We start from the raw sequence: 21007 nt of genomic DNA, 5'->3' as shown, positions 1-21007 counted from the left end.
GCAGTGCCGCGATGTCACCGCTATCTGCTGTTATGAGCACATGCCTGTCCAGTACGTGCTGCAGCGCCCGCGCAGCGCCACCGAGCCGCCGGTGCTCGACGCCGGTCAGCGGGCAGTGGCCGAGCACCCCGGCGGTCCGCTGCTCGTACTCGCCGGCCCAGGCACGGGCAAGACGACCACCCTGATCGAGGCGGTCGTCGACCGCATCGAGCGGCGTGGCCTGCGTCCCGACCAGGCGCTCGTGCTCACGTTCGGTCGCAAGGCGGCCGACGACCTTCGTACGCGGATCGCCGGACGACTCCGCCAGCAGGCGACCGCGCCTTATGCCGCGACCTTCCACTCGTTCTGCTACGCGCTCATCAGGCGATACCAGGACCCCGAGGCGTTCCTCGACCCGCTGCGGCTGCTCTCCGCGCCCGAGCAGGACGTCCGCATCCGCGAGCTGGTCGAGGGTGCCCGCGCCGACGGCCGCATCCTGTGGCCCGAGTCGTTGCGGCCCGCCCTGCGTACGCGCGGCTTCGCCTCCGAGCTACAGGGGTTCATGGCGCAGGCGCGTTCGCTCGGGCTCGACCCGGTCGACATCGCCGAGACCGGACTTCGCCATGACCGTGCCGACTGGCGTTCGGCGGCCGACTTCTTCGGCGAGTATCTCGACGTGTTCGACGCGCAGAACCTCGTCGACTACGCCGAGCTGGTGCACCGCGCACTGATCATCGCGCACGACCCCCAGCACCGGGACGAGCTGCGCGCGGAGTTCCCGCTCGTGGTGGTCGACGAGTACCAAGACACCGACCCTGCGCAGGTGGCGCTGCTGAAGGCGCTCGCGGGTGATGGCCGCGACATCATCGCCGTCGGCGATCCCGACCAGTCGATCTACGGCTTCCGCGGTTCCGACGTACGCGCCATCTTCCGGTTTCCCGACGAGTTCCGCACTCGTGACGGTGACCCGGCCCCGACGCTCGCATTGACGTCGACGAGGCGGTTCGGCCGGCGCATCGTCGACGTCTCCCGAGCCGTCATCGACCGGCTTGGCTCGTTCGGTGCGATCGACGCCGAGGCGTTCCGTGCCTTCCGCGCGCCGCAACCCGTCGACCCGGCATATGGCGATGGCAGCGTCGAGGCGTACGCCTTCGCGTCGACGACCGCCGAGGCGGAGCGCATCGCGTTACTGCTGCGCCGCGCGCACCTCGACTCCGGGGTCGACTGGTCCGAGATGGCCGTCCTCGTACGCACGGGCGCGGCGATCCCGCGGCTGCAGCGCGCGCTCAACGCGGCGGGAGTGCCGACCGAGGTCGCCGGCGACGAGGTGCCGTTACGCACCGAGCCCGCCGTACAGCCGCTGCTGCTCGGCCTGCGCATCATCGACGACCTGGCCCGCGACGTCGATCCCGATCCCGATGATGTGGCCACGCTGCTGGCGGGCCCGCTCGGCGGACTCGACGCCGGCCAGCTGCGACGGGTCTCGCGCGAGCTGCGCCGCCTCGATTCCGAGCCCGACGAGTCGGGCGAGGTCCGTCGGCCTCGGCCGTCGCGAGAGTTGCTGGCCGAAGCACTGACCCGGCCGGCGGTGTTCGGTCAGCTGGGCGCCGACGGTGCCGACCGTGCGTACCGGCTCGGCCGGCTCATCGCGCGGGCGACCGACGCTCGCAGCTCCTACGCGTCTCCGGAGGCCTTGCTGTGGATGTTGTGGGATGCGTCCGGGTGGGGTGACCGGCTGCGGGCCGATGCGGAGGGGGGCGGCGACCGGGCCGCCAACGCCCATCGCGACCTCGACGCCGTGTGTGCGCTCTTCGAGGCGGCCTCGCGCGCGGAGGAGCGCTATCAGCGGCGGGGCGTCACGCAGTTCCTGGCCGAGCTCGAGGACCAGCAGATCCCCGCCGAGCCTCTCGGCGAGCTCGGCGTACGTGGTTCGGCGGTACGCCTGCTGACCGCCCATCGGTCCAAGGGTCTCGAGTGGCGGATCGTGGTCGTCGCCGGCGTCCAGGAGGGCGTCTGGCCCGACGTCCGCTACCGGGGCTCGCTGCTGCAGACAGACCGGCTCGCGCCCGACGGCGTACAGGAGCCGCCGTCGCTCGCGCAGCGGCTCGCCGAGGAACGCCGGCTCTTCTACGTCGCGGTCACGCGCGCCATGGAGCGGCTCGTCGTCACGGCGGTGCAGAGCCCGCTCGACGACGGCGACCAACCGTCGCGGTTCTTCACCGAGCTGCACACCGAGATCGCGGGGCCGGGGCGTCCCGAGTCGCGGGGCAGGCCGCGGCGTCCGCTGTCCCTTCGCGGCGTGGTCGGCGAGCTGCGTCGCGTCGCCGAGACGACGACGCACGAGGACGTACGTACCGAGGCCGTTGCCCGGCTGGCGCGGCTCGCCGCACCTGCCGATGGCGATGTGGCGCTGCCGAGCGCCGATCCCGACCGCTGGTGGGGCGTGCGCGACGAGACCCGCAGCGAGGTGCCCGTACGTCCGCCCGACCGGCCCGTCGACATGTCGGGCAGCAGTCTCGACGGGCTCGTGACGTGCCCGCTGCGATGGTTCCTGAGTCATGAGGCACGCGGGGACACGCCCGGCACGACTGCGCAGGGCTTCGGCACCCTCGTCCACGCGCTCGCCGCAGAGGTGGCGACCGGCGATCTCGAGGCCGACCCCGACGTGCTCGACGCGCACCTCGACGAGGTTTGGCAACGGCTCGACTACATGGCGCCGTGGGTGTCGAGTCTCGAGCGCGCGCAGGCGCGGCGGGCCATCGAGCGGTTCGTCAACTGGCACCTGGCGGCACGTGGCCGGACGGCGGTTGCGGCCGAGCACCGGTTCGAGGTGGAGGTGCCGATCGGCGGCGACTCGGTGCGGCTGCGCGGATCGATGGATCGGGTCGAGGTCGACGACGGCGGTCGCGTTCATGTCGTCGACCTGAAGACCGGCAAGAACCCCGTCCAACCGAAGGCGGTCGCGGAGCATCCGCAGCTGGGCGTCTACCAGATCGCGGTCCAACACGGTGCCGTCGACGAGGTCATCGACGGCCCGGTGGAGGCGGGTGGCGCCGAGCTCGTGCAGCTGCGCGTACCGGCGGGGTCGAAGGAGCCGGACTCGCCGAAGGTCCAGCCACAGGCGGCTCCCGACGACTCTCCGGCGTTCGTCGCGCGCGCGCAGCTCTCCGATGCGGTCGCCCGCGTGCGCGGCGAGACGTTCCCCGCGACGCCGGGGACGACCTGCCGGTTCTGTCAGTTCCGCTCGTCGTGCCCGGCGCAGCCGGATGGTCGCACGATCCTCGCTCAGGCGTCGGTGTCGGATCCTCAACCGTGGAGGGACGAATGAGCGGCAAGGAGAGAGCGAGGGACGAGCGGCTCGACGCGCGCGACCAGGGGGCAATGAGCGGCAAGGAGAGAGCGAGGGACGAGCGGCTCGACGCGCGCGACCAGGGGGCAATGAGCGGCGAGGAGAGAGCGACACCGGGGCGCGTGATCCTGCGCGATGAAGCCCACTTGAGTGACGTCCTGGGCATTCCGTTCAGCGACCAGCAGCTCGCGGCGGTCACGGCGCCGCTCGACCGGCCGGCCGCGATCATCGCCGGTGCCGGCTCGGGCAAGACCGCCGTCATGGCTGCGCGGGTGGTGTGGCTGGTCGGCCGCGGCATCGTCGAGCCGGGCGACGTGCTGGGCCTGACGTTCACCAACAAGGCCGCCGCCGAGCTCGCCGTACGCATCCGCGCCGCGCTCGGCCTGCTTGCCGACGATGCCGGCATCCGGGGCTTCCTCGACGAGCTGGGCGAGCCGACCGTCTCGACGTACCACGCGTACGCCGGTGCGTTGCTCAGCGAGCATGGTCTGCGGATGGGGTTCGAACCCGACCTGCGCATCGCCTCCGACGCTTCGCGTTTCCAGCGTGCCGCGCAGGCGCTGCAGTCGCACCGTGGCGCGATCGCGAACCTCACGACGCATCTGCCGACGACGGTCAACGACCTCATCCACCTCGACGGGCAGCTCAACGACCACCTCGTGCCGATCGAGTCCTTGCTCTCGTCGGATGCGGGGTTCGCTCGAGAGCTCGACGTCGAGAACGCGTCGCGTAAGCGTCCGCTCAAGGCGATCACGCGGGCGAGGGACACGACCGACAAGCGTGCCGAGCTGGCGGCTGTGATCGCCGAGTACCGCGAGGTCAAGTCACGGGATGCGGTGATGGACTTCTCCGACCAGATGGCGCGGGGCGCGATCCTCGCGACCGAGTCGCCGGAGGTGTCGCGCGACCAGCGGAGCCGGTTCGCCGTCGTACTCCTCGACGAGTACCAAGACACCTCTGTCGCGCAGCGGATGATGCTGCAGGGGCTGTTCTCGGGCGCAACACCGCAAGCGGGGCGCGGCCACCCGGTGACCGCCGTCGGTGACCCGTGCCAAGCCATCTACGGATGGCGGGGTGCGTCGGCCGACAACCTGGTGGGGTTCCTCGACCATTTCCCCGCTGAAGACGGTGAGCGCGGGTCGGTCCTCAACCTCACCGTCAACCGCCGCTGCAGCACGACGGTCCTCGACGTTGCGAACTCGCTGGCCGCGCCGCTGTACGCCGAGACCGATACGGTCCGGCCGCTCGAGCCGCGCGACGACGCACCCGAGGGCGGCATCGTCGCCGCCTGCCTCGACACCGTCGTCGACGAGATCGACTGGGTCGTACGCCAGGTGCAGGCCGCCAAGGAGCGGGATGCGCCGCGCTGGTCCGATATCGCGATCCTGGTGCGCACGCGCGAGGAGATCGGCGCGCTCACCGTCGCACTTCAGTCGGCCGAGATCCCGGTCGAGGTCGTCGGCATGGATGGCCTGCTCGAGCAGCCGGAGGTCGCCGACGTACTCGCGGTCCTCGACGTCGTCGACTCGCAGACCGCGAACGCCTCGCTGCTGCGACTGCTCACGGGGGCGCGTTGGCGCATCGGCCCGCGCGACCTCGCACTGCTCGGCACCCGGGCGCGTCAGCTGGTCGCGGGGGCGCCTCCGGTCGGCGACGACGACCTGCAGACGGCGCTCGACCGAGCCACCGAAGGCGTCGACCCCGCCGACGTGTTGTCGCTCGCCGACGCCCTCGACGATCCGGGCGACCTGGCGTACTCGCCGGAGGCGCGCGAGCGCTTCGCCGACATCTCACGTCTGCTTCGACAGCTTCGTGCGCACGCCGCCGAGCCGCTCGTCGACGTGGTCCGCCGGACGATCACCGCGCTCGACCTCGACATCGAGCTCGCGGTGCAGCCGGGTGCGCGTGGCCAGCAGAGCCGCGACAACATCGCCATGCTGATCGAGGCGATCGCCGACTTCGCCGGCAACGAGCCGAGCGCGTCGCTGACCGGCGCGCTCGCGTACCTGCGTGCGGAGGCCGAGTACAACGGCGGGCTCGATGTCGCCGCGCCCAGCGACAGCGACTCGGTCAAGCTGCTCACCGCACACAAGGCCAAGGGGCTCGAGTGGCACACCGTCCTGGTGCCGTTCCTGAGCGACAAGGTGTTCCCGCAGGGCAAGTCGCGTGACGCATGGCCGTTCACGGCGCGGGAGCTGCCCGCCGAGCTGCGCGGAGACGCCGCGAGCCAGCCGGTCGTCGAGGAGTGGTCCACGAAGGGCGTCGACGAGTACAACCGGCAGCGACGCGAGCAGGCGCTCGTCGAGGAGCGTCGCCTCGGGTACGTCGCGTTCACCCGTGCCAAGCACTCGTTGGTGGTCAGCGGCCACTGGTGGGGGCGTACCCAGCTCGAGCCACGCGGGCCGTCGGCGTACCTCGAGCACGTACGCACGTGGCTGAAGTCGCGTGGCGCTGAGCCCGCCCGGTGGGCGCCCGACCCGCGCGTCGGCGAGGAGGAGGTCCGCAACCCGCTGATCGCCGCTAGGTCGTCGATCGCGTGGCCGGCCGCGATGCCGGCCGATGTCGTGCAGCGCCGACGCCAGGTGGCCGACGACGTACGCGAAGCGATGCGTACGCCGCAGCTGCCCATCCCGGTGGAGTCGGCGGACCCCGACGCCCGGCGCCAGCTTGCAGACCTGCGGGCGCTCGACGCCGACATCGACGTGTTGCTCGAGGAAGCGCGACTGCGGCGACGGGACGTCATCGAGGTGCCGCTGCCGAGCAGCCTGTCGGTGACCGCCGCGCAACGCCTCACCGACGACCCGGAGGGCCTGGCGCGTGACCTCGCCCGGCCGATGCCGCGCAAGCCGTCGGCAGCCGCCCGGTTCGGCACCAGGTTCCATGCCTGGGTCGAGTCACGGCTCGGTCAGCAGGCGCTGCTCGACCCGATGGACCTACCTGGCCGGGCCGACGCCGAGATCGACGACGCCGAGGAGCTCGTCGAGCTGATCGAACAGTTCGACGACGGCCCGTACGCGACTCGAGTGCCGTACGCCGTCGAAGCCCCGTTCTCGCTGCGGATCGGCGCACAGCTGCTGCGTGGCCGCATCGACGCCGTGTACCGCGACGGCGACCGTTACGAGGTCGTCGACTGGAAGACGAGCCGGGCCGCCACCGCCGACCCGCTGCAGGTCGAGCTGTACCGCGTCGCGTGGGCCGAGATGCACGGCGTTCCCGAGACCGACGTCTCGGCGACGTTCTACTACGTACGCCTCGGCAAGGTCGTCACCCTCGAGGAGCCGCGTGGCCGTGTCGAGCTGGAGCGGCTGTTCGGGTGACGCCTACTCGACGGGTACCTCGAGCATCGCGTCGAGCGCCATCTCGACCATGTCGGAGAATGTCCGCTCGCGGTCTTCGCTGCTGGTCTGCGTGCCGTTGACGATGTGGTCCGAGACGGTGCACACCGACAGCGCCTGCCGGTCGTACTGCGCGGCGAGGGTGTACAACGCGCTCGCCTCCATCTCGATCGCGAGCACGCCGTGCTCCTTGAGCAGTGTCGTGAGTTCCGGGCGCGGAGGGTAGAACGAGTCCGACGAGAACAGCTGCCCGACGACCGTTCGTGCGCCGCGCGAGCTGGAAGCACGCCAGGTCGCCTCGAGGAGCGCGAAGTCCGCCGCCGGCGCGTAGTCGAGGCCGTGGAAGCGCAGCTTGTTCATGGCGGAGTCGGTCGATGCCGTCATGCCGAGCACGATGTCGCGCAGGTCGAGGTCGGCGCTCAGCGCACCGCAGGATCCCACCCGCACGATCTGGCGTACGTCGTAGTCGCGGAACAGCTCGTTGGCATAGATCGACAGCGACGGCTGACCCATGCCCGAGCCCTGAACACTGATCGGCGTGCCGCGGTACGTACCGGTGTATCCCAGCATGTTGCGCACCCGGTTGTACTCGGTTGCGCCGTCGAGGTAGGTGTCGGCGATCCACTGTGCGCGCAACGGGTCGCCGGGCAGCAGCACGCGGGGAGCGATCTCGCCTGGTTCGGCGCCGATGTGAGTGCTCATGCAGGGCACGATATCCGCGGTCGTAGGGTGGAGTCGTGGCCGACCCAGCACTGTTCGCGTTCGCCTGTCCCCAACACGACCGTCGCTCGGATCTGCGCGTCGACGACCAGATCGAGCGAGCGTGGGCCGATCCGAGTACGCGCGTACTCGCCGTCGGGTCCAACGCGGTCGCGACCGAGGGCGACGCACTTCGCTGGATCGCACCTGGCGATGCGCCCGACGGTGAGCGGATCTATCTCGGTGAGGCCGACGGCCGTACGTGGTTCGCGGTCGGCGTCGACGAGGTGGGGGAGGGGTTCGACCCGCGAACGCTGCGCGAGGCCGCGCTCAGCCTGTCGGAGACCGACGCGGGTCTCGTCGTGCACGCGGTCGGAATCGCGAACTGGCATCGTACGCACGGTTTCTGCGCTCGATGCGGGACGCCGTCGGAGCCTGCGCAGGGCGGGCATGTGCGCAGATGTCCTTCGTGCGGCGCCCAGCACTTCCCGCGTACCGACCCGGCCGTCATCATGCTGATCACCGACGACGACGATCGCGCCCTGCTCGGCCGCCATCCGGCATGGCCGGAGGGGCGCTACTCGACGCTTGCCGGTTTCCTCGAGCCGGGGGAGGCGCTCGAGGACGCCGTACGCCGGGAGGTCGGTGAGGAGGTGGGCATTCGGGTCGGCGAGGTCACGTACGCCGCGAGCCAGCCGTGGCCGTTCCCGGCCAGCCTGATGGTGGGGTTCTTCGGCAGGGCGAGCAGCCACGACGTGCATGTCGACGGCGCCGAGATCGAGCACGCGCGCTGGTTCACCCGCGACGAGGTGACCGACCTGTCGAAGGAGGGCGGCCTCGGGCTGCCCGGCACCCTCTCCATCTCGCGTTGGCTGATCGAGACCTGGCACGGCGGGCTGATCGTCGGAGCCTGGACGTAGTCCGCCGAGTCGACACCCCGAACAGGCGAGCAGCCAATGGTGAGCCCAGCAGAGCCCCGGTCCGGACGCCCGCGGATCCGGGTACGCACCGACGACGACCTCGACACATGCGTGCGGATCCTGCGCTCCGTGCACGAGCAGTACGCGTACCCCGTCAACTGGCCGGCCGACCCGCGAACGTGGCTACGTGGCGAGTCCGATGCGGCGTGGGTGGCCGAGACGGACGGTGGGATCGCCGGCCACGTCTCCCTTGCGGTCGACGGCGACTACGCATTGGTCGAGCGGCTCTTCGTCGACCCCGACCGGTCGGGTGCCGGACTCGGACGAGCGCTGCTTCGGCACGGTGCCGCGCACTCGAGCACGTGCGGCCCACGTGTGTCTCGACGTCGTGGGCGCCGATGACGCCGCCAACGGGCTCTATCGCGCGGAAGGATGGACCGAGATGTCGCGTACGCCGATCGCATGGGGTCCGACGCCGACGAGCACGCTCATTCGCTATCGCGCTCCGTGAGTCATCCGCCGGCGGCGCGGGAGCGACGACTCGGCGGTCCAGGAGCGCCGAGTCAGCGTCGGAGTGCGCGAGCGATGATCTGCTCGATCACGTCGCCCTTCGCGTCGGCGTAGTCCTGCATGTAGCGCCATTGGCGGGTCGCGAGCTCCTGCTTCGTCCGCTCGTACAGCGCGCGGTCGGCGTCGTTGGTACGCAGGTGGTCCCGGAACGCGAGGTTGCGCCGGATCTCCGGACTCGACGGCGGGTGCACATGGAGGTGCAGCGCGATCCCGGTCGGTCGCTTGAACAGCCGGTGCTCGTACCAGTCGGCCTCCCGGACGGTCAGCACGTACCCCGCCCGCTCGAGGTCGGGTACGTACGCCGCCTCGTCCGCCGGATCGGCGACGACCAGCAGCATGTCGATGATCGGCTTCGCCGCGAGTCCGGGTACCGACGTGGAGCCGGTGTGCTCGATGAGCACGACTCGGTCGCCGAGCGTCTCGCGTACGTGTCGCTCCTCCTCGTCGTACAACCGCGGCCACTGCGGGTCGTACGCAGCCAGCTCGATCCGGCCGCCGTCGAGGATCTCCTGCCCGCGCACGTACACGTCGTCGGGCTCTTCGTGGGAGGTCATATCGGCCACATTAGGCGAAATGGCATAGGCGGCCGACGCAGGTCCTGGCATCCTTGGCCCATGCGTGAGGTGATGCAGTCGCAGAAGCTGGCCGATGTCTGCTACGACATCCGGGGGCCGGTGCTCGCCGAGGCAAAGCGGCTCGAGGACGAGGGTCATCGCATCCTCAAGCTGAACATCGGCAACCCGGCACCGTTCGGCTTCGATGCACCGGACGAGATCCTCGTCGACGTCATCGCCAACCTCGCAACAGCACAGGGATACAGCGACTCCAAGGGCATCATGCCGGCCCGCCGGGCGGTCGTTCAGTACTACCAGCAGAAGGCTGTCGACGTCGATGTCGACGACGTCTACCTCGGCAACGGCGTCAGCGAGCTGATCGTGATGGCCCTGCAGGCGCTTCTCGATGACGGCGACGAGGTGCTGATCCCCGCGCCGGACTACCCGCTGTGGACCGCAGCCGTGAGCCTCTCGGGCGGACGTGCGGTGCACTACCTGTGCGACGAGCAGGCCGGGTGGAGTCCCGACGTCGCCGACCTCGCAGGCAAGGTCACCGATCGTACGAAGGCCATCGTGCTGATCAACCCGAACAACCCGACCGGCGCGGTCTACTCCGACGAGGTTCTCCGGGAGATCGTGGAGATCGCCCGCAAGAACCGGCTCATCCTGATGGCCGACGAGATCTACGACAAGATCCTGTACGACGACGTCGAGCACACCTCGGCCGCCTCGCTTGCGCCGGACCTGCTGTGCCTCACCTTCAACGGCCTGTCGAAGGCGTACCGGATCGCGGGGTTCCGCAGCGGCTGGCTCGCGTTGTCGGGCCCGAAGCAACAGGCGCGGAGCTACATCGAGGGTCTCGACATCCTGGCGAACATGCGCCTGTGTCCGAATGTCCCGTCACAGCACGCGATCGCGACGGCGCTCGGCGGACGGCAGACGATCAACGACCTCGTACTCCCCGGCGGGCGGCTGCGTGAGCAGCGCGACCGCGCTTGGGAGCTGATCAACGATATTCCGGGCGTCTCGTGTACGAAGCCGAAGGGCGCGCTCTACCTGTTTCCCAAGCTCGACCTCGACATGTACCCGATCAAGGACGACGAGCAGTTCGCGTTCGACCTGCTCAGCGAGCAGCATCTGCTCGTCGTCCAGGGCACGGGCTTCAACTGGCCGCGTCCGGACCACTTCCGGCTGGTCACCTTGCCGCGGGTCGAGGAGCTCGAGGACGCCGTCGGGCGGATCGCGACGTTCCTCGCGTCGTACCGCGCAGCTTAGGCGGCGAGCTGTGCCTTGACCTGGGCGAGCGACGGGTTCGTCATGGCGGTGCCGTCGGCGAACACTAGGGTCGGTACGGTCTGGTTGCCGCCGTTGACCTTCTCGACGATGTCCGCCGCTTCGGGCTGCTGCTCGATGTCGACGACGTCGTACGCGATGCCCTCGCGGTCGAGCTGACCACGCAGGCGATGGCAGTAGCCACACCAGGGGGTCGAGTACATCGTGAGCTGTGCCGACATCGGTTGTCTCCTCGGACGTTTACGCTGTTCCACGAGGTCAAACGTCTCAGTCCGTGCCTGCATTCCCGAGAAGGAGCCTCGTGTCACCGACCGCCGACGAGCTGCTCGACGCGCTCGACCCGGAGCAACGCGACGTCGCACTCGCCCTGCGCGGCCCGGTGTGCGTGCTCGCCGGTGCCGGCACGGGCAAGACGCGTGCCATCACGCACCGCATCGCGTACGGCGTTGCATCGGGCGTGTTCAAGCCGACCGAGGTGCTCGCGGTCACCTTCACCAACCGCGCCGCCGGCGAGATGCGCGGGCGGCTGCGCGCGCTCGGCGCCGACGGCGTGCAGGCGCGTACGTTCCACTCCGCCGCCCTGCGGCAGGCCCGCTACTTCTGGCCGAAGGTGTACGGCGGCGAGCTCCCGGAGCTGACCGCGTCGAAGATCCCGATGCTCAGCGAGGCCGTGCGCCGATGTCGGGTCGACGCCGACTCCGCGCTGCTCCGCGACCTCGCCGCGGAGGTCGAGTGGGCGAAGGTGAGCAACGTCCGTCCCGATGACTACGTGCGGCTCGCGCCCGAGTTCGCCCGCTCGGTCGCGGGCCTCGACGCCGCAACCACGGCACGGGTCTTCGGCGCGTACGAGCAGGTGAAGCGCGACCGCGGCCGCATCGACATGGAAGACATCCTGCTCTGCACTGCGGCGATTCTCACCGACGACGCCGGCGTCGCCGCGCAGGTACGCGCGCAGTACCGCTGGCTGGTCGTCGACGAGTTCCAGGACGTCAACCCGCTCCAGTCGGCCCTGCTCGACCTGTGGCTCGGTGACCGTGACGACATCTGTGTCGTCGGAGACCCGTTGCAGACGATCTACTCGTTCGCGGGCGCCTCACCCGACTACCTGACCGGGTTCGGCCGACGCCACCCCAGCGCCCAGACCATCGAGCTCACCCGAAACTACCGCTCGACTCCGCAGATCGTGGCGGCCGCGAACTCCGTGTTCGCCACCCGCGCACGCCGCGAGGGCGTCGTGCTGCGCGCTCAGTGCGACGACGGGCCACAGGTCGAGTACGCCGGCCACCCCGACGAGGTTGCCGAGGCGGAGGCGATCGCCGAACGCATCGACAAGCTGCACACGGCGGGCACGCCCCTGCGCGAGATGGCCGTCCTGTTCCGCATCAACGCCCAGTCCGAGGCGTACGAGGAGGCGCTCGCCTCCCGCGAGATCCCGTACGTCGTGCGCGGCGTCGAGCGGTTCTTCGAGCGGGCCGAGGTCAAGCAGGCGATCACCCTGCTGCGCGGCGCCGCGCGGGCGGGCGGCGAGGAGAGCGGCGAGCTGGTCGCCGATGTGGTCGCGATCCTCTCGGCCATGGGTTACACCGCGCAGGCACCGGCGACCGCAGGGTCGGTCCGCGATCGCTGGGAGTCGCTCAATGCAGTGGTCACGATGGCGATCGAGTACGCCGAGTCCGCAACCGACGCCGGGCTCACCGAGCTCGTCGCCGACCTCGAACGCCGTGCGCAGACCGCCCACGCACCCGTCGCCGAGGGCGTGACGCTTGCGACGCTGCACTCCGCCAAGGGGCTCGAGTGGGACGCCGTCTTCTGCGTCGGAGTCCACGAGGGCACGATGCCGATCACGTACGCCGAGGCGCCCCAGGAGATCGAGGAGGAGCGCCGGCTGTTCTACGTCGGGATGACCCGTGCGCGACACCTGCTCGCGATCTCCTGGTCGGCCGCGCGTGCGCCGGGCGGACGAGGAGGCCGTCGCCCGAGCAGGTTCCTCGATCCGCTGCTGCCACGTGATGCTGCCGCGCAGTCGCGGGTCTCGCGTACGACGCGCAAATCCCGCTCCGAGCGGCGCGGCGTCGCGCGATGCCGATCGTGCAACGGCCTGCTCGACTCCGCCGCCGAGCGCAAGATCGGGCGATGCTCGCAATGCCCACCGACGTACGACGAGGAGCTCTTCGAGGAGCTGCGTACGTGGCGTCTGGAACGCGCCGCTGCGCAGAAGGTCCCGGCGTTCTGCGTCTTCACCGATGCCACCCTCGTCGCGATCGCGGAGTCGCTGCCGGCCGAGAGCGTCGCGCTCGCTCGCATACCGGGCATCGGAAAGACGAAGATCGACCGGTTCGGCGACGACGTACTGGCCATCATCAAGAAATCTGCAAAGAATCCCGAAAAATAGTTTGCGCTGCCTACGAAGGCGCGCGTAGTCTTCTACGCACGCGCGGCGAACTGTTGCGCGACCAGGATTCAAGCAGGAGAGGAGGAGTCACGATGGACACCAAGATCTACACCGCCAAGTGCGCGACGTACGCCGGCACGGCCATGTCTCGTGACGCCTTCGGCCTGCGCGCCCTCGTGCGTGAGCTCAACCCGATCGCCCCGAATGCCGACGTGCGCGTCAAGGGCGACTTCGTGGGGACCGGCTGGAGTCCACCTGTCTAGATCAATCGATCAGATCGGCGACTCCAGGCCGCGGAACCCACCAAGGGATCCGCGGCCTTCGTGTTTTCCAAGGGCAGAACGCCCGCCGTCAGACGACTCTCTCAAAGGAGGTGACATGACAACCACAGTCCTCGATCCGATCTCGATGCTTGGCGAAGACGACGATCTCGCTCGCTCGCTTCCTTGCCGCACGCACGACCCGGAGCTGTTCTTCGCGGAGACCCCGCATGACGTCGAGGCGGCGAAGGCCTTGTGCCTCGACTGCCCCGTACGTGAGCAGTGCCTGGCAGGAGCGCTCGACCGCAACGAGCCATGGGGCGTGTGGGGAGGCCAGTTGTTCTTGCAGGGCAAGGTGATTCCCCGTAAGCGTCCACGTGGCCGTCCGCGCAAGACCGAGGTAGCCGCATGACGTACGCCGAGCAAGAACCGGCCCGACTCAGAAAGTCCAACCAAACGATGAACATGACTGACACCGACACCAGGAGCATTGAGATGCACACTATGTATGAAGATCTGGCGAGAGCGCAGTATCGGGAGCGCCTCGAGCAGGCGCGCAACGATCGCCGCGCGTACCAGTTGCTGCGCGCGAAGCGACTCGCTCGTCGCGCGGAGAAGGCGGCGTACCAAGCGCGCCTTCATCTGGCTCGGGCGATCTGAGTTCCCATCTTCCGGGGGGCTTTGAATCGGTTCGAGTTGATCTGACGGCAAGAGCTATCTGATGAGAACGGCCCCGGCCCGCGTCATGCGGGCCGGGGCCTCGTCGTTGTCCACAGCCTTGCCGATACCGGGTGCGGGTGAGCCCCGCGCTCCCTAGAATCTTCCAATGGCCCATACCTGCGACTTCTGCGGCCGGCAGGCCGACGGCGACGTGCTGCCGTTGACGTGGTCGTTCGCGGTCGAGAACGGGCGTACGCGCATCTACTGCGACCAGTGCACGCGGACGAACGCGCGCAGCATCGAGGGGCGCCTCGACAGCGACTGGTGGTAGACCCGGCCGCTACCCGGACGGGCGGCGCCGGCGTGCCTTCCGGTAGACGTCGAGCGCCCTGCCGACCGAGCTGTTCGTACGCCCGATCTCGACGACGGTGCGCTTGACGCGTTCCCAGTGCGCCAGGTTGCGGTGTTCTTCGACCGCCCATTCGGCCACGGACACCCGCCACGACAGCTCCTCGATCTTGCGCTCGAGGTCGGAGTTGTGTCCGAGCAGGTCGCCCGCCGACCGGCGCTCATCGCGAATCCGGACCAGCAGTTCGCGTACCGACACCAGCGACGCCTCGAGGAGCTCGTCGTCGTCGATCTGGTCGATCGTGTCCGGACCGGTGTCCTCCTCGCGGGGGAAGAGGTCGTCGATCGTCCCGACGATGTCGTACTCCGCCTTCTCCAGCGCCTCCGCCCACTCCGTTGCCAGCGCCGAGACGATCGGCAGTCGGTCGGACGGCAGCAACAGCCGACGCTTGTTCGGGCGGCCGGACAGCATCTCGTGGGCGAACGCGCCCTTGACGATGTGCTCGTACTCGCGCTGGCTGAGCGACTCGTCGCGCTGCTCGTTCAGGTGGCGGATGAGCGCCACCTCGACGGCGCCGAGCCCGCTGTTGGGATGCGCGACGACATCGAGGTCGAGCTTCGCGCCGGCCAGTCCGACGACCTCGGCGAAGCGGTCCCAGAGCACGTGCCGCTCCGCGCCCGCGGGCGGGACGGTGACGACGTGTACCTGCGACGGCGGCAGAGTCGACGCCCAGCGGGCGAGTACGTCGGGGACGTCCTCGACTGCCCAGAACCACCGGAGGTTCCAGCGGCTGTCATCGCGACGCAGGCACGCGTCGAGCCAGGAGTTGAAGCTGGCCATCTCGCCGTGCTTGACGTCCTCCTGCCAGTGTGACGGCAGCTGGCGCGCGAGATCGCGGGCCGTGTAGACGATGTGCACCTCGGCCGGGGCGAGTGACTCGATCGCCCGACGAGCATGCTCTGCCGTGGCGCCGGCGAAGACGTCGTGGGAGATGATGCTGATGCCGGGCCAGCCACGGGCCCGGAACGCGACCTTCTCCCAATGCGCGTCCGCCTCGGGCCGGCGCTCCATGTTGAACGCGAGGTCCTGGAGGTCGACGGCGGCGAGGTAGTGCTCGTCGTAGTAGTCGGCCGGATAAAGAACGCCGTGGTCGGCGAGCTCCTGCCGGTGGTGATAGAGCACCTGCTCGATGAACGTCGTGCCGGTCTTCGGCGCACCCACATGGATGTAGACCCGATGGGGAACGCCTTTCGGGGGCTCCACGTTCGTCGTCCCCTCCCTGGTGTGTTACGCCGCCCGGTGACGGCGTCGGCTCGGGACCGGAGGTTCCCGTCGTCAACGATCAGACACTGTACCCAGAATCGCAGATGTTGACGCACGCGGGCGAGCCTTCGGCGCCGCAATCTTCGCCAGAACCGTTATTCGTCGGCGAAGCCGGGCAGGCTCTCCTCGAGAATCTCGCGGAACGGCGCGGTTGCGCCGAGCTGGCTGAGGACGCCGATTCCGCCCGCCCATACCCGGTGGATCAGCAGGTACGACGGGGGAATGTTGATCTTGAGCGCGGTCCCGAGACCCTGCGCCTGCGGGGTGCTGACCCGGTTGGCCTGTGCCCGCAACCAATCCCGGCTGAAGGTGAACGTCGGCGTTTGCGCGGGCTCGACGAACGGCGCGAGGTACGCGCTCATGACCTCGGTGTCGAGCCGGGTGTCCGGACGGATGAACCCCTCGTCGCGCAGGCCGTCGCGTACGGCGTCCCAGTTGCCGTCGACCGCCAGGCGCAGCAGCCGGCCGACGACAGCCGGAAGGGCGCCGTCGGGGAGCCGCGCAACCGCCCCGAAGTCGACGACGCCGAGCCGGCCGTCGGCGAGCACCCGGAAGTTGCCCGGGTGCGGGTCGGCGTGCAGCATGCCCGTGCGCCCCGGCCCGGCGAACAGGAACCGCACGTACGCGGCGCCGTAGTGGTCTCGGTCGGCCAAGCTGCCGTCGGCGATCAGCCGGGACAGCGACGAGGTGCTCTCCATCCAGTCGGTGACCAGGACGGTGCGGGCGTGGTCGACGACCGCGGGCACCTGGACGGCCTCGTCGCCCGCGAACGCCGTTGCGAACGCGTCCTGGGCCTGTGCTTCGAGGTCGTAGTCGAGCTCCTCGACGACGCGGTCCTTGAGCTCCTGGACGAGCGGCTTGACGTCGAGTCCCGGCGTGACGACGCCGAACAGTCGGCTCAGCCGGCCGATCTGGCGAAGGTCGCTCTCCAGCGCCTGGCGGGCACCGGGGTACTGGACCTTGACGGCCACCTCGCGTCCATCGTGCCAGCGCCCGCGATGCACCTGCCCGATCGACGCGGCCGCAGCGGGGTCGTCGTCGAGCTCGACGAGCCGCGTACGCCAGTCGGGTCCGAACGCGTCGGCGAGGACGCGGTGGACCATCGCCGCCTCCATCGGGGGAGCGGAGTCCTGCAGCTTGGCGAGCGTCTCGCGGTACGGCCCGGACAGCTCCTCCGGCATGGCGGCTTCGAAGATGCTCAGCGTCTGGCCGAACTTCATCGCCCCGCCCTTGAGGTCGCCGAGGACCTCGAAGATCTGCTCGGCCGTGCGCTGCTGGAGGTCGGTCATCACCGAGCTGGCGGGTGTGCCGACCAGACGCCGACCGATGCCGACGGTCGCACGGCTCGCGAAGCCGAGCGGCAGGCTGGCCAGCCGAGCGGTACGTGCGGCGGTGCTGCGCGGAACCGATCGGCGGGGCTCACGGCTGTCGGACCGGTCGCTCGGCGTCATGGGGTCCATTGTGGCGGGTCGCCCAACCCGGACGGACGCGCCCTGCGTCAACCACGACACCCACACTCGGGATGGAACGCCACCGTCGACTCCTCGCGGTCGTGGACGCCCGGACCGATGGTGAGCGTGCGCGAGGCGGTGAGCGGCTCGACCTCGTCGCAGAACGCCGCGATCTCGTGGGCGATGACGGCCGCCCCGGCGATGCGTGTGGCCGCGGCGAGGGCGTACGTCGCGGCCGGTCGGGCCAGCGGTGAGCCGAGCTGGGCGGCGACGGCGCTCCAGCACGGGTCCCACTCGGCCCGCTGCCGGTCGCTGCACTCGACGCATGGCGTCGCACGCGGATGCACGAGCGGCCCGACGTGGATCCGCGCGCCGTCGACGGCCGCCACCAGGTGGGGAGTGCGCTCGTGTCGGAACGCGGCGTACATGGCGCGATCGGTCGGGCCGCATGACACGACGAGCACCAGGGTCGCGAGCCTCTCGGGTGCCCTGGCGACGTCGATGCCCAGGTCGCGGACGCACGCGACGGCGGAGTCGGCCAGCTCTGCGGCCGTCGGGTCGACGCGCACCTCGACACACGACTGGGAGCGGCGTACGAGGCGGTCCTGGGCCTCCGGCGCCGCGATGCCGGCAGCGGTGAGCGATCGGGCCTCGGTGTCGAGTGCGGGCTCGGAGGCGTCCCAGGGCTCCGCGTCGACGACGATGCCGGCGTCCTGCAGGGCAGCGATCAGCCCATCCGGAGGGTCGTCGAGCGCCGGCACGCCGTCGGCGGCGAGCAAGGCGACGGTGGCGAGGTCGCGATGACCATCGAGCAGCCGCAGCAGGTCGACGAGACCCGGCCGGTCCTCGAGTACGAGGCTGTCGTCGGCGGACGTACCGAACTGCAGATGGCGAGGATCGCGGCGGTAGACGTCGAAACCGGGGCGGATTACGGGTCGCACGCCCTCAGGATGCCGCGGGCGACGGCGGTCGTGCGCGTTGTCCACAATCGCCCGAACCTGACTGTGGACAACCGCGAGGCCCCCGACCGGTGACGAGCGGCCCGCCTTCCCCTTGCGGACGCTCGGCCGAATCGGAGGCCTCGTGTGCAAGCACGTTATGCCGTGCGCAACGGCCCCGTCAACCGGAGTCGGGCGATGGTCGTCCACGCCTGTGGATAAGGTTGGGGAAGACCTGTGGGACGCGCCCGAACTACCTGTGGACAACGGCGGTACCGGGTGTGGATCGGCGGTCGTACATCGCCGGTGACCTGCGCGATCGGCGCTACCGCCTGTGGATCGGACACCTCGTCGGCGTGTTGACCGGAGAGATCGCCCGGCCAATCCAGCGTCGCCGGCCGTGCGCCCTCTATCGTGAGACTGTGACGCAGCCGACACCCGGCGGCGGCTCCGACGAGACGCAGCCCAAGATCGACATTCGGCGCAGCAGGCGCCGTCGTCGGTCGGTCGCGGCGTACCGCGACGGCGACACCATCGTGATCCTGATGCCCGACCGGCTGTCGCGTGCCGAGGAGCGTCGCTGGGTCGAGACGATGCTCGAGCGCTTGGAGCGCCAGTCCGAGCGTCGTAAACCGACCGATACCGACCTGCACCGGCGAGCCGAGTCGCTGAACGTGCGTTACCTCGACGGCTCGTGCACCCCGGACTCGGTGCGGTGGGTCGACAACCAGACGGCGCGCTGGGGCTCGTGCACGGTCGAGGACCGCTCGATCCGACTCTCGAGCCGCCTCCAGGGCATGCCCCTGTGGGTGATCGACTACGTCCTCATCCACGAGCTGGCGCATCTGAGGGAGCCAGGGCACGACGACGCGTTCTGGGAGCTGGTCAACCGGTATCCGCGTACCGAGCGGGCCCGCGGCTTCCTCGACGGCGTCTCCGCGACGGCCGGGCTCGACTGGGTCGACGAGGCGGACTAGCCGCTCAACGCCGCGCGGCGTGCCCGACCAGCGCGCGTACGCTCGCGTCCGCGCTCTCGGGGAGGGCGCCGAGCGGGAACCACCGCAGATCTGCGGACTCCTCGCTGATCCGCGCCTGTGCGCCGGGTGGCGCGTACGCAACGAACTGCACATCGAGGTGGTGTGCCGGACGTACCGGGCCGCAGGGCACCTCGTGTCGCGACAACAGGACGGGGTCGGGGTCGGTGCTCAGGTCGGCGATGCCCGACTCCTCGACGCCCTCACGGGTCGCGGCGGCGACCAGGCCGGCGTCGCTCGGCTCGCAGTGGCCGCCGGTCTGCAGCCACATCGCCAGCTTGCGGTGCAGGGTGAGGAGTACGTGCGTACGCTCGGCCGACATCACCAGCACGCTGGCCGTCAGGTGGTCGGGCGTACACGAGCGCCGCATGGCGTCCGGATGCGCTGCGAGGTGAGTGAGGTACGCGGCGCGCAGCCGGTCCTGGTCGTCGCCGGGCGGACGCCACCGGCCGAGCAGGTCGACCGCGTCGGCGTGCAGGCCGCCGTCGTCGCCGCTCACGCCCCGGACGTACCGCTCTCGCCGTCGTCCGGTTCGTTGTCGGCCGGATCGTCGTCGGACGGCGGCTGGTCCGCAGAGTCGAGCAGATCGGCGAGCGCCGCGTCGAAGTCGTCGTCGTCGGCCCGGGTGTCACCATCGGTCGCGAAGCCGAGCGGGTCGTCGAGATCGGCCGCCGAGGGCAGCAGGTCCGGATGGGCCCAGACGGCGTCGCGCGCGTCGGCACCGTTGCGATCTCGCAGCGCCGCCCACAGGTGTGCGGCGTCGCGCAACCGTCGCGGCCGCAGCTCGAGCCCGACGAGCGAGGCGAACGTCGCCTCGGCCGGGCCGCCGGCCGCGCGCCGCCGGCGGACGGCCTCGCGCAGGCTGGTCGCCGCCGGCATCCGCTCGGCCGTTGCCTGGCTGACCACCTCGTCGACCCAACCCTCGACGAGCGCGAGCAGTAGCTCGAGCCGGTCGAGCGCGCTCTGCTGCGCAGCCGTGCGCGTCGGCTCGAAGAGCCCACCGGACAGCGCCTCGTTGATCGCGTTCGGGTTGGAGGGGTCGATGTCACGCATCGACTCCTCGATGCGTGACATGTCGATCTTCGTACCCCGGCCGAACTCCTCGACCGCGCCGACGAGCCGCGCCCGCAGCCACGGTGCGTGCGCGAACAGCCGGTGGTGGGCGCACTCGCGCAGGACGAGGTAGAGCGTGACGTCGGTCGGCGTGACGCCGAGGCCTTCGCCGAACTCCTTGACGTTGCGGGGAAGGATCGCCGCGACCCGCTCCGGGCCGAGCGGCAGGCCGACATCGGTGGTCGAGACCACCTCGGTCGCCAGCTCGCCGAGTGCACGGCCGATCTGCTGGCCGAACATCGCGCCGCCCGCCTGGCCGAGGAAGCCGACCAGCGGACCGGCCATCTGCTTGGCCTCCTCCGGCACGGCCTCGCTCATCGCGCCCACGACATGCTCCGCGATCGGCTCGACCAACGTCCGCCAGGTGGGTGCCGTCGCCTCGATCCACTCCGCGCGGCTCCACGCCGCAGAGGTCGTCGCGCCCGCCGGTATGCTCGTCGCCGCGTCGAGCCACAGCTCCGCCAGACGTACGGCGTCGGACACCGCACCGGAGTCGGCCGTCGTCACCGACGGGTCGGGCGACTGCGCGACCGTGTGGCGGGCGATCTCGGTGGCGAGCTCCCAGTTCACGCTGCCGTCGTGCGGCGCGAACATGCGCTGCATCTGCGACATGATCACGTTCATGTCGGGCATCTGTCCGCCCGAGAACGCCTGGAACATCTGCTCCATCGGCGTACCCGCGAATGGGTTCTGCGCGTCGCCCGCGCCGGAGTCGTCGGGGTTCTTGTCCGGCGTGTTGTCCTGGCTGTCGTCTGGAGGATTCGTGGCCATACCTCCAACCTACTCGT

Annotated in this window: 19 protein-coding genes; 11 read left to right on the top strand and 8 right to left on the bottom strand. The window is 70.1% G+C overall.

From position 1 onward, the window contains the following. Positions 1-40 precede the first annotated feature (40 nt). Together L0C25_RS03285 and L0C25_RS03280 are read left to right on the top strand one after the other, a co-directional pair. Positions 41-3307 (top strand): ATP-dependent helicase, encoded by a 3267-nt coding sequence (locus L0C25_RS03285; protein WP_271634953.1) that lies wholly within the window; start codon positions 41-43, stop codon positions 3305-3307. Continuing rightward, positions 3304-6645 (top strand): ATP-dependent DNA helicase, encoded by a 3342-nt coding sequence (locus L0C25_RS03280; RefSeq protein WP_271634952.1) that lies wholly within the window; start codon positions 3304-3306, stop codon positions 6643-6645. Before L0C25_RS03285 ends, L0C25_RS03280 begins: the two co-directional genes overlap by 4 nt. A 3-nt stretch (positions 6646-6648) precedes the next feature. On the opposite strand, the gene deoD is transcribed toward L0C25_RS03280, so the two are convergent. After that, complete coding sequence (gene deoD, locus L0C25_RS03275) at positions 6649-7365, bottom strand: purine-nucleoside phosphorylase (protein WP_271634951.1); 717 nt, start codon at positions 7363-7365, stop codon at positions 6649-6651. 35 nt (positions 7366-7400) lie between these two features. On the opposite strand from deoD, the gene nudC reads away from it, so the two are divergent. Both nudC and L0C25_RS03265 read left to right on the top strand, forming a co-directional pair. After that, a complete protein-coding gene (gene nudC, locus L0C25_RS03270) occupies positions 7401-8282 on the top strand; it encodes an NAD(+) diphosphatase (protein WP_271634950.1) in 882 nt (293 codons plus the stop codon). A gap of 36 nt (positions 8283-8318) precedes the next feature. Then, positions 8319-8684: a GNAT family N-acetyltransferase gene (locus tag L0C25_RS03265; protein WP_271634949.1), complete on the top strand. Its 366-nt coding sequence runs from the start codon at positions 8319-8321 to the stop codon at positions 8682-8684. Between the two features lie 161 nt (positions 8685-8845). Here L0C25_RS03265 and L0C25_RS03260 read toward each other — a convergent pair whose 3' ends face one another. Then, a complete protein-coding gene (locus L0C25_RS03260; RefSeq protein WP_271634948.1) occupies positions 8846-9406 on the bottom strand; it encodes a GrpB family protein in 561 nt (186 codons plus the stop codon). A gap of 60 nt (positions 9407-9466) precedes the next feature. Between L0C25_RS03260 and L0C25_RS03255 the strand changes: the two genes are divergently transcribed. Then, positions 9467-10681 carry a pyridoxal phosphate-dependent aminotransferase gene (locus tag L0C25_RS03255; protein WP_271634947.1) on the top strand — a complete coding sequence of 405 codons (1215 nt, stop codon included), beginning with the start codon at positions 9467-9469 and terminating at the stop codon, positions 10679-10681. Here L0C25_RS03255 and L0C25_RS03250 read toward each other — a convergent pair. Further along, complete coding sequence (locus tag L0C25_RS03250) at positions 10678-10920, bottom strand: mycoredoxin (RefSeq protein WP_271634946.1); 243 nt, start codon at positions 10918-10920, stop codon at positions 10678-10680. The genes L0C25_RS03255 and L0C25_RS03250 overlap by 4 nt on opposite strands. 80 nt (positions 10921-11000) lie before the next feature. On the opposite strand from L0C25_RS03250, the gene L0C25_RS03245 reads away from it, so the two are divergent. From L0C25_RS03245 to L0C25_RS03225, 5 genes are all read left to right on the top strand, one after another. Beyond that, positions 11001-13091, top strand: coding sequence for an ATP-dependent DNA helicase UvrD2 (locus L0C25_RS03245; RefSeq protein WP_271634945.1), 2091 nt, complete (start codon positions 11001-11003; stop codon positions 13089-13091). A gap of 92 nt (positions 13092-13183) precedes the next feature. Then, positions 13184-13354 carry a hypothetical protein gene (locus tag L0C25_RS03240; protein WP_271634944.1) on the top strand — a complete coding sequence of 57 codons (171 nt, stop codon included), beginning with the start codon at positions 13184-13186 and terminating at the stop codon, positions 13352-13354. Between the two features lie 115 nt (positions 13355-13469). Next, positions 13470-13763, top strand: a complete 294-nt coding sequence (locus tag L0C25_RS03235; protein WP_456299990.1) for a WhiB family transcriptional regulator — start codon at positions 13470-13472, stop codon at positions 13761-13763. Then, a complete protein-coding gene (locus tag L0C25_RS03230) occupies positions 13760-14011 on the top strand; it encodes a hypothetical protein (RefSeq protein WP_271634943.1) in 252 nt (83 codons plus the stop codon). Before L0C25_RS03235 ends, L0C25_RS03230 begins: the two co-directional genes overlap by 4 nt. Positions 14012-14177: 166 nt before the next feature. Then, positions 14178-14342 (top strand): hypothetical protein, encoded by a 165-nt coding sequence (locus L0C25_RS03225; RefSeq protein WP_271634942.1) that lies wholly within the window; start codon positions 14178-14180, stop codon positions 14340-14342. Positions 14343-14351: 9 nt separating this feature from the next. Here L0C25_RS03225 and L0C25_RS03220 read toward each other — a convergent pair whose 3' ends face one another. From L0C25_RS03220 to L0C25_RS03210, 3 genes are all read right to left on the bottom strand, one after another. Then, a complete protein-coding gene (locus L0C25_RS03220) occupies positions 14352-15623 on the bottom strand; it encodes a hypothetical protein (RefSeq protein WP_271634941.1) in 1272 nt (423 codons plus the stop codon). Between the two features lie 155 nt (positions 15624-15778). Further along, the gene (locus L0C25_RS03215) at positions 15779-17134 is read right to left on the bottom strand and encodes an ABC1 kinase family protein (RefSeq protein ID WP_271634940.1); all 1356 of its coding nucleotides are present in this window, start codon (positions 17132-17134) and stop codon (positions 15779-15781) included. Between the two features lie 47 nt (positions 17135-17181). Continuing rightward, a complete protein-coding gene (locus tag L0C25_RS03210) occupies positions 17182-18075 on the bottom strand; it encodes a hypothetical protein (RefSeq protein ID WP_271634939.1) in 894 nt (297 codons plus the stop codon). A 419-nt stretch (positions 18076-18494) separates the two neighbouring features. Here L0C25_RS03210 and L0C25_RS03205 point away from each other — a divergent pair, with 419 nt between their 5' ends. Then, entirely contained in the window at positions 18495-19049 is a 555-nt protein-coding gene (locus tag L0C25_RS03205; protein WP_271634938.1) for a M48 metallopeptidase family protein, read from the top strand. A gap of 4 nt (positions 19050-19053) precedes the next feature. Here L0C25_RS03205 and L0C25_RS03200 read toward each other — a convergent pair whose 3' ends face one another. Next, a complete protein-coding gene (locus L0C25_RS03200) occupies positions 19054-19605 on the bottom strand; it encodes an NUDIX hydrolase (RefSeq protein ID WP_271634937.1) in 552 nt (183 codons plus the stop codon). Further along, on the bottom strand, positions 19602-20990 hold the full coding sequence (locus L0C25_RS03195) for a zinc-dependent metalloprotease (protein WP_271634936.1): 1389 nt from the start codon (positions 20988-20990) through the stop codon (positions 19602-19604). The genes L0C25_RS03200 and L0C25_RS03195 overlap by 4 nt, the downstream gene beginning before the upstream one ends. Positions 20991-21007 lie beyond the last annotated feature (17 nt).

Source organism: Solicola gregarius (assembly GCF_025790165.1).
In the GTDB taxonomy this organism is placed as follows: domain Bacteria; phylum Actinomycetota; class Actinomycetes; order Propionibacteriales; family Nocardioidaceae; genus Solicola; species Solicola gregarius.
Note: the sequence above shows the minus strand (reverse complement) of the source record. Positions and strands in the feature narration are given on the sequence as shown.

Coding starts and splice junctions, on each gene's coding strand:
- L0C25_RS03230 (WP_271634943.1), top strand. CDS start 13,760: ATGACGTACGCCGAGCAAGAACCGGCCCGACTCAGAAAGTCCAACCAA.
- L0C25_RS03255 (WP_271634947.1), top strand. CDS start 9,467: ATGCGTGAGGTGATGCAGTCGCAGAAGCTGGCCGATGTCTGCTACGAC.
- L0C25_RS03215 (WP_271634940.1), bottom strand. CDS start 17,134: ATGACGCCGAGCGACCGGTCCGACAGCCGTGAGCCCCGCCGATCGGTT.
- L0C25_RS03260 (WP_271634948.1), bottom strand. CDS start 9,406: ATGACCTCCCACGAAGAGCCCGACGACGTGTACGTGCGCGGGCAGGAG.
- L0C25_RS03240 (WP_271634944.1), top strand. CDS start 13,184: ATGGACACCAAGATCTACACCGCCAAGTGCGCGACGTACGCCGGCACG.
- L0C25_RS03250 (WP_271634946.1), bottom strand. CDS start 10,920: ATGTCGGCACAGCTCACGATGTACTCGACCCCCTGGTGTGGCTACTGC.
- deoD (WP_271634951.1), bottom strand. CDS start 7,365: ATGAGCACTCACATCGGCGCCGAACCAGGCGAGATCGCTCCCCGCGTG.
- L0C25_RS03280 (WP_271634952.1), top strand. CDS start 3,304: ATGAGCGGCAAGGAGAGAGCGAGGGACGAGCGGCTCGACGCGCGCGAC.
- L0C25_RS03225 (WP_271634942.1), top strand. CDS start 14,178: ATGGCCCATACCTGCGACTTCTGCGGCCGGCAGGCCGACGGCGACGTG.
- L0C25_RS03235 (WP_456299990.1), top strand. CDS start 13,470: ATGACAACCACAGTCCTCGATCCGATCTCGATGCTTGGCGAAGACGAC.
- L0C25_RS03265 (WP_271634949.1), top strand. CDS start 8,319: ATGGTGAGCCCAGCAGAGCCCCGGTCCGGACGCCCGCGGATCCGGGTA.
- L0C25_RS03195 (WP_271634936.1), bottom strand. CDS start 20,990: ATGGCCACGAATCCTCCAGACGACAGCCAGGACAACACGCCGGACAAG.
- L0C25_RS03285 (WP_271634953.1), top strand. CDS start 41: ATGCCTGTCCAGTACGTGCTGCAGCGCCCGCGCAGCGCCACCGAGCCG.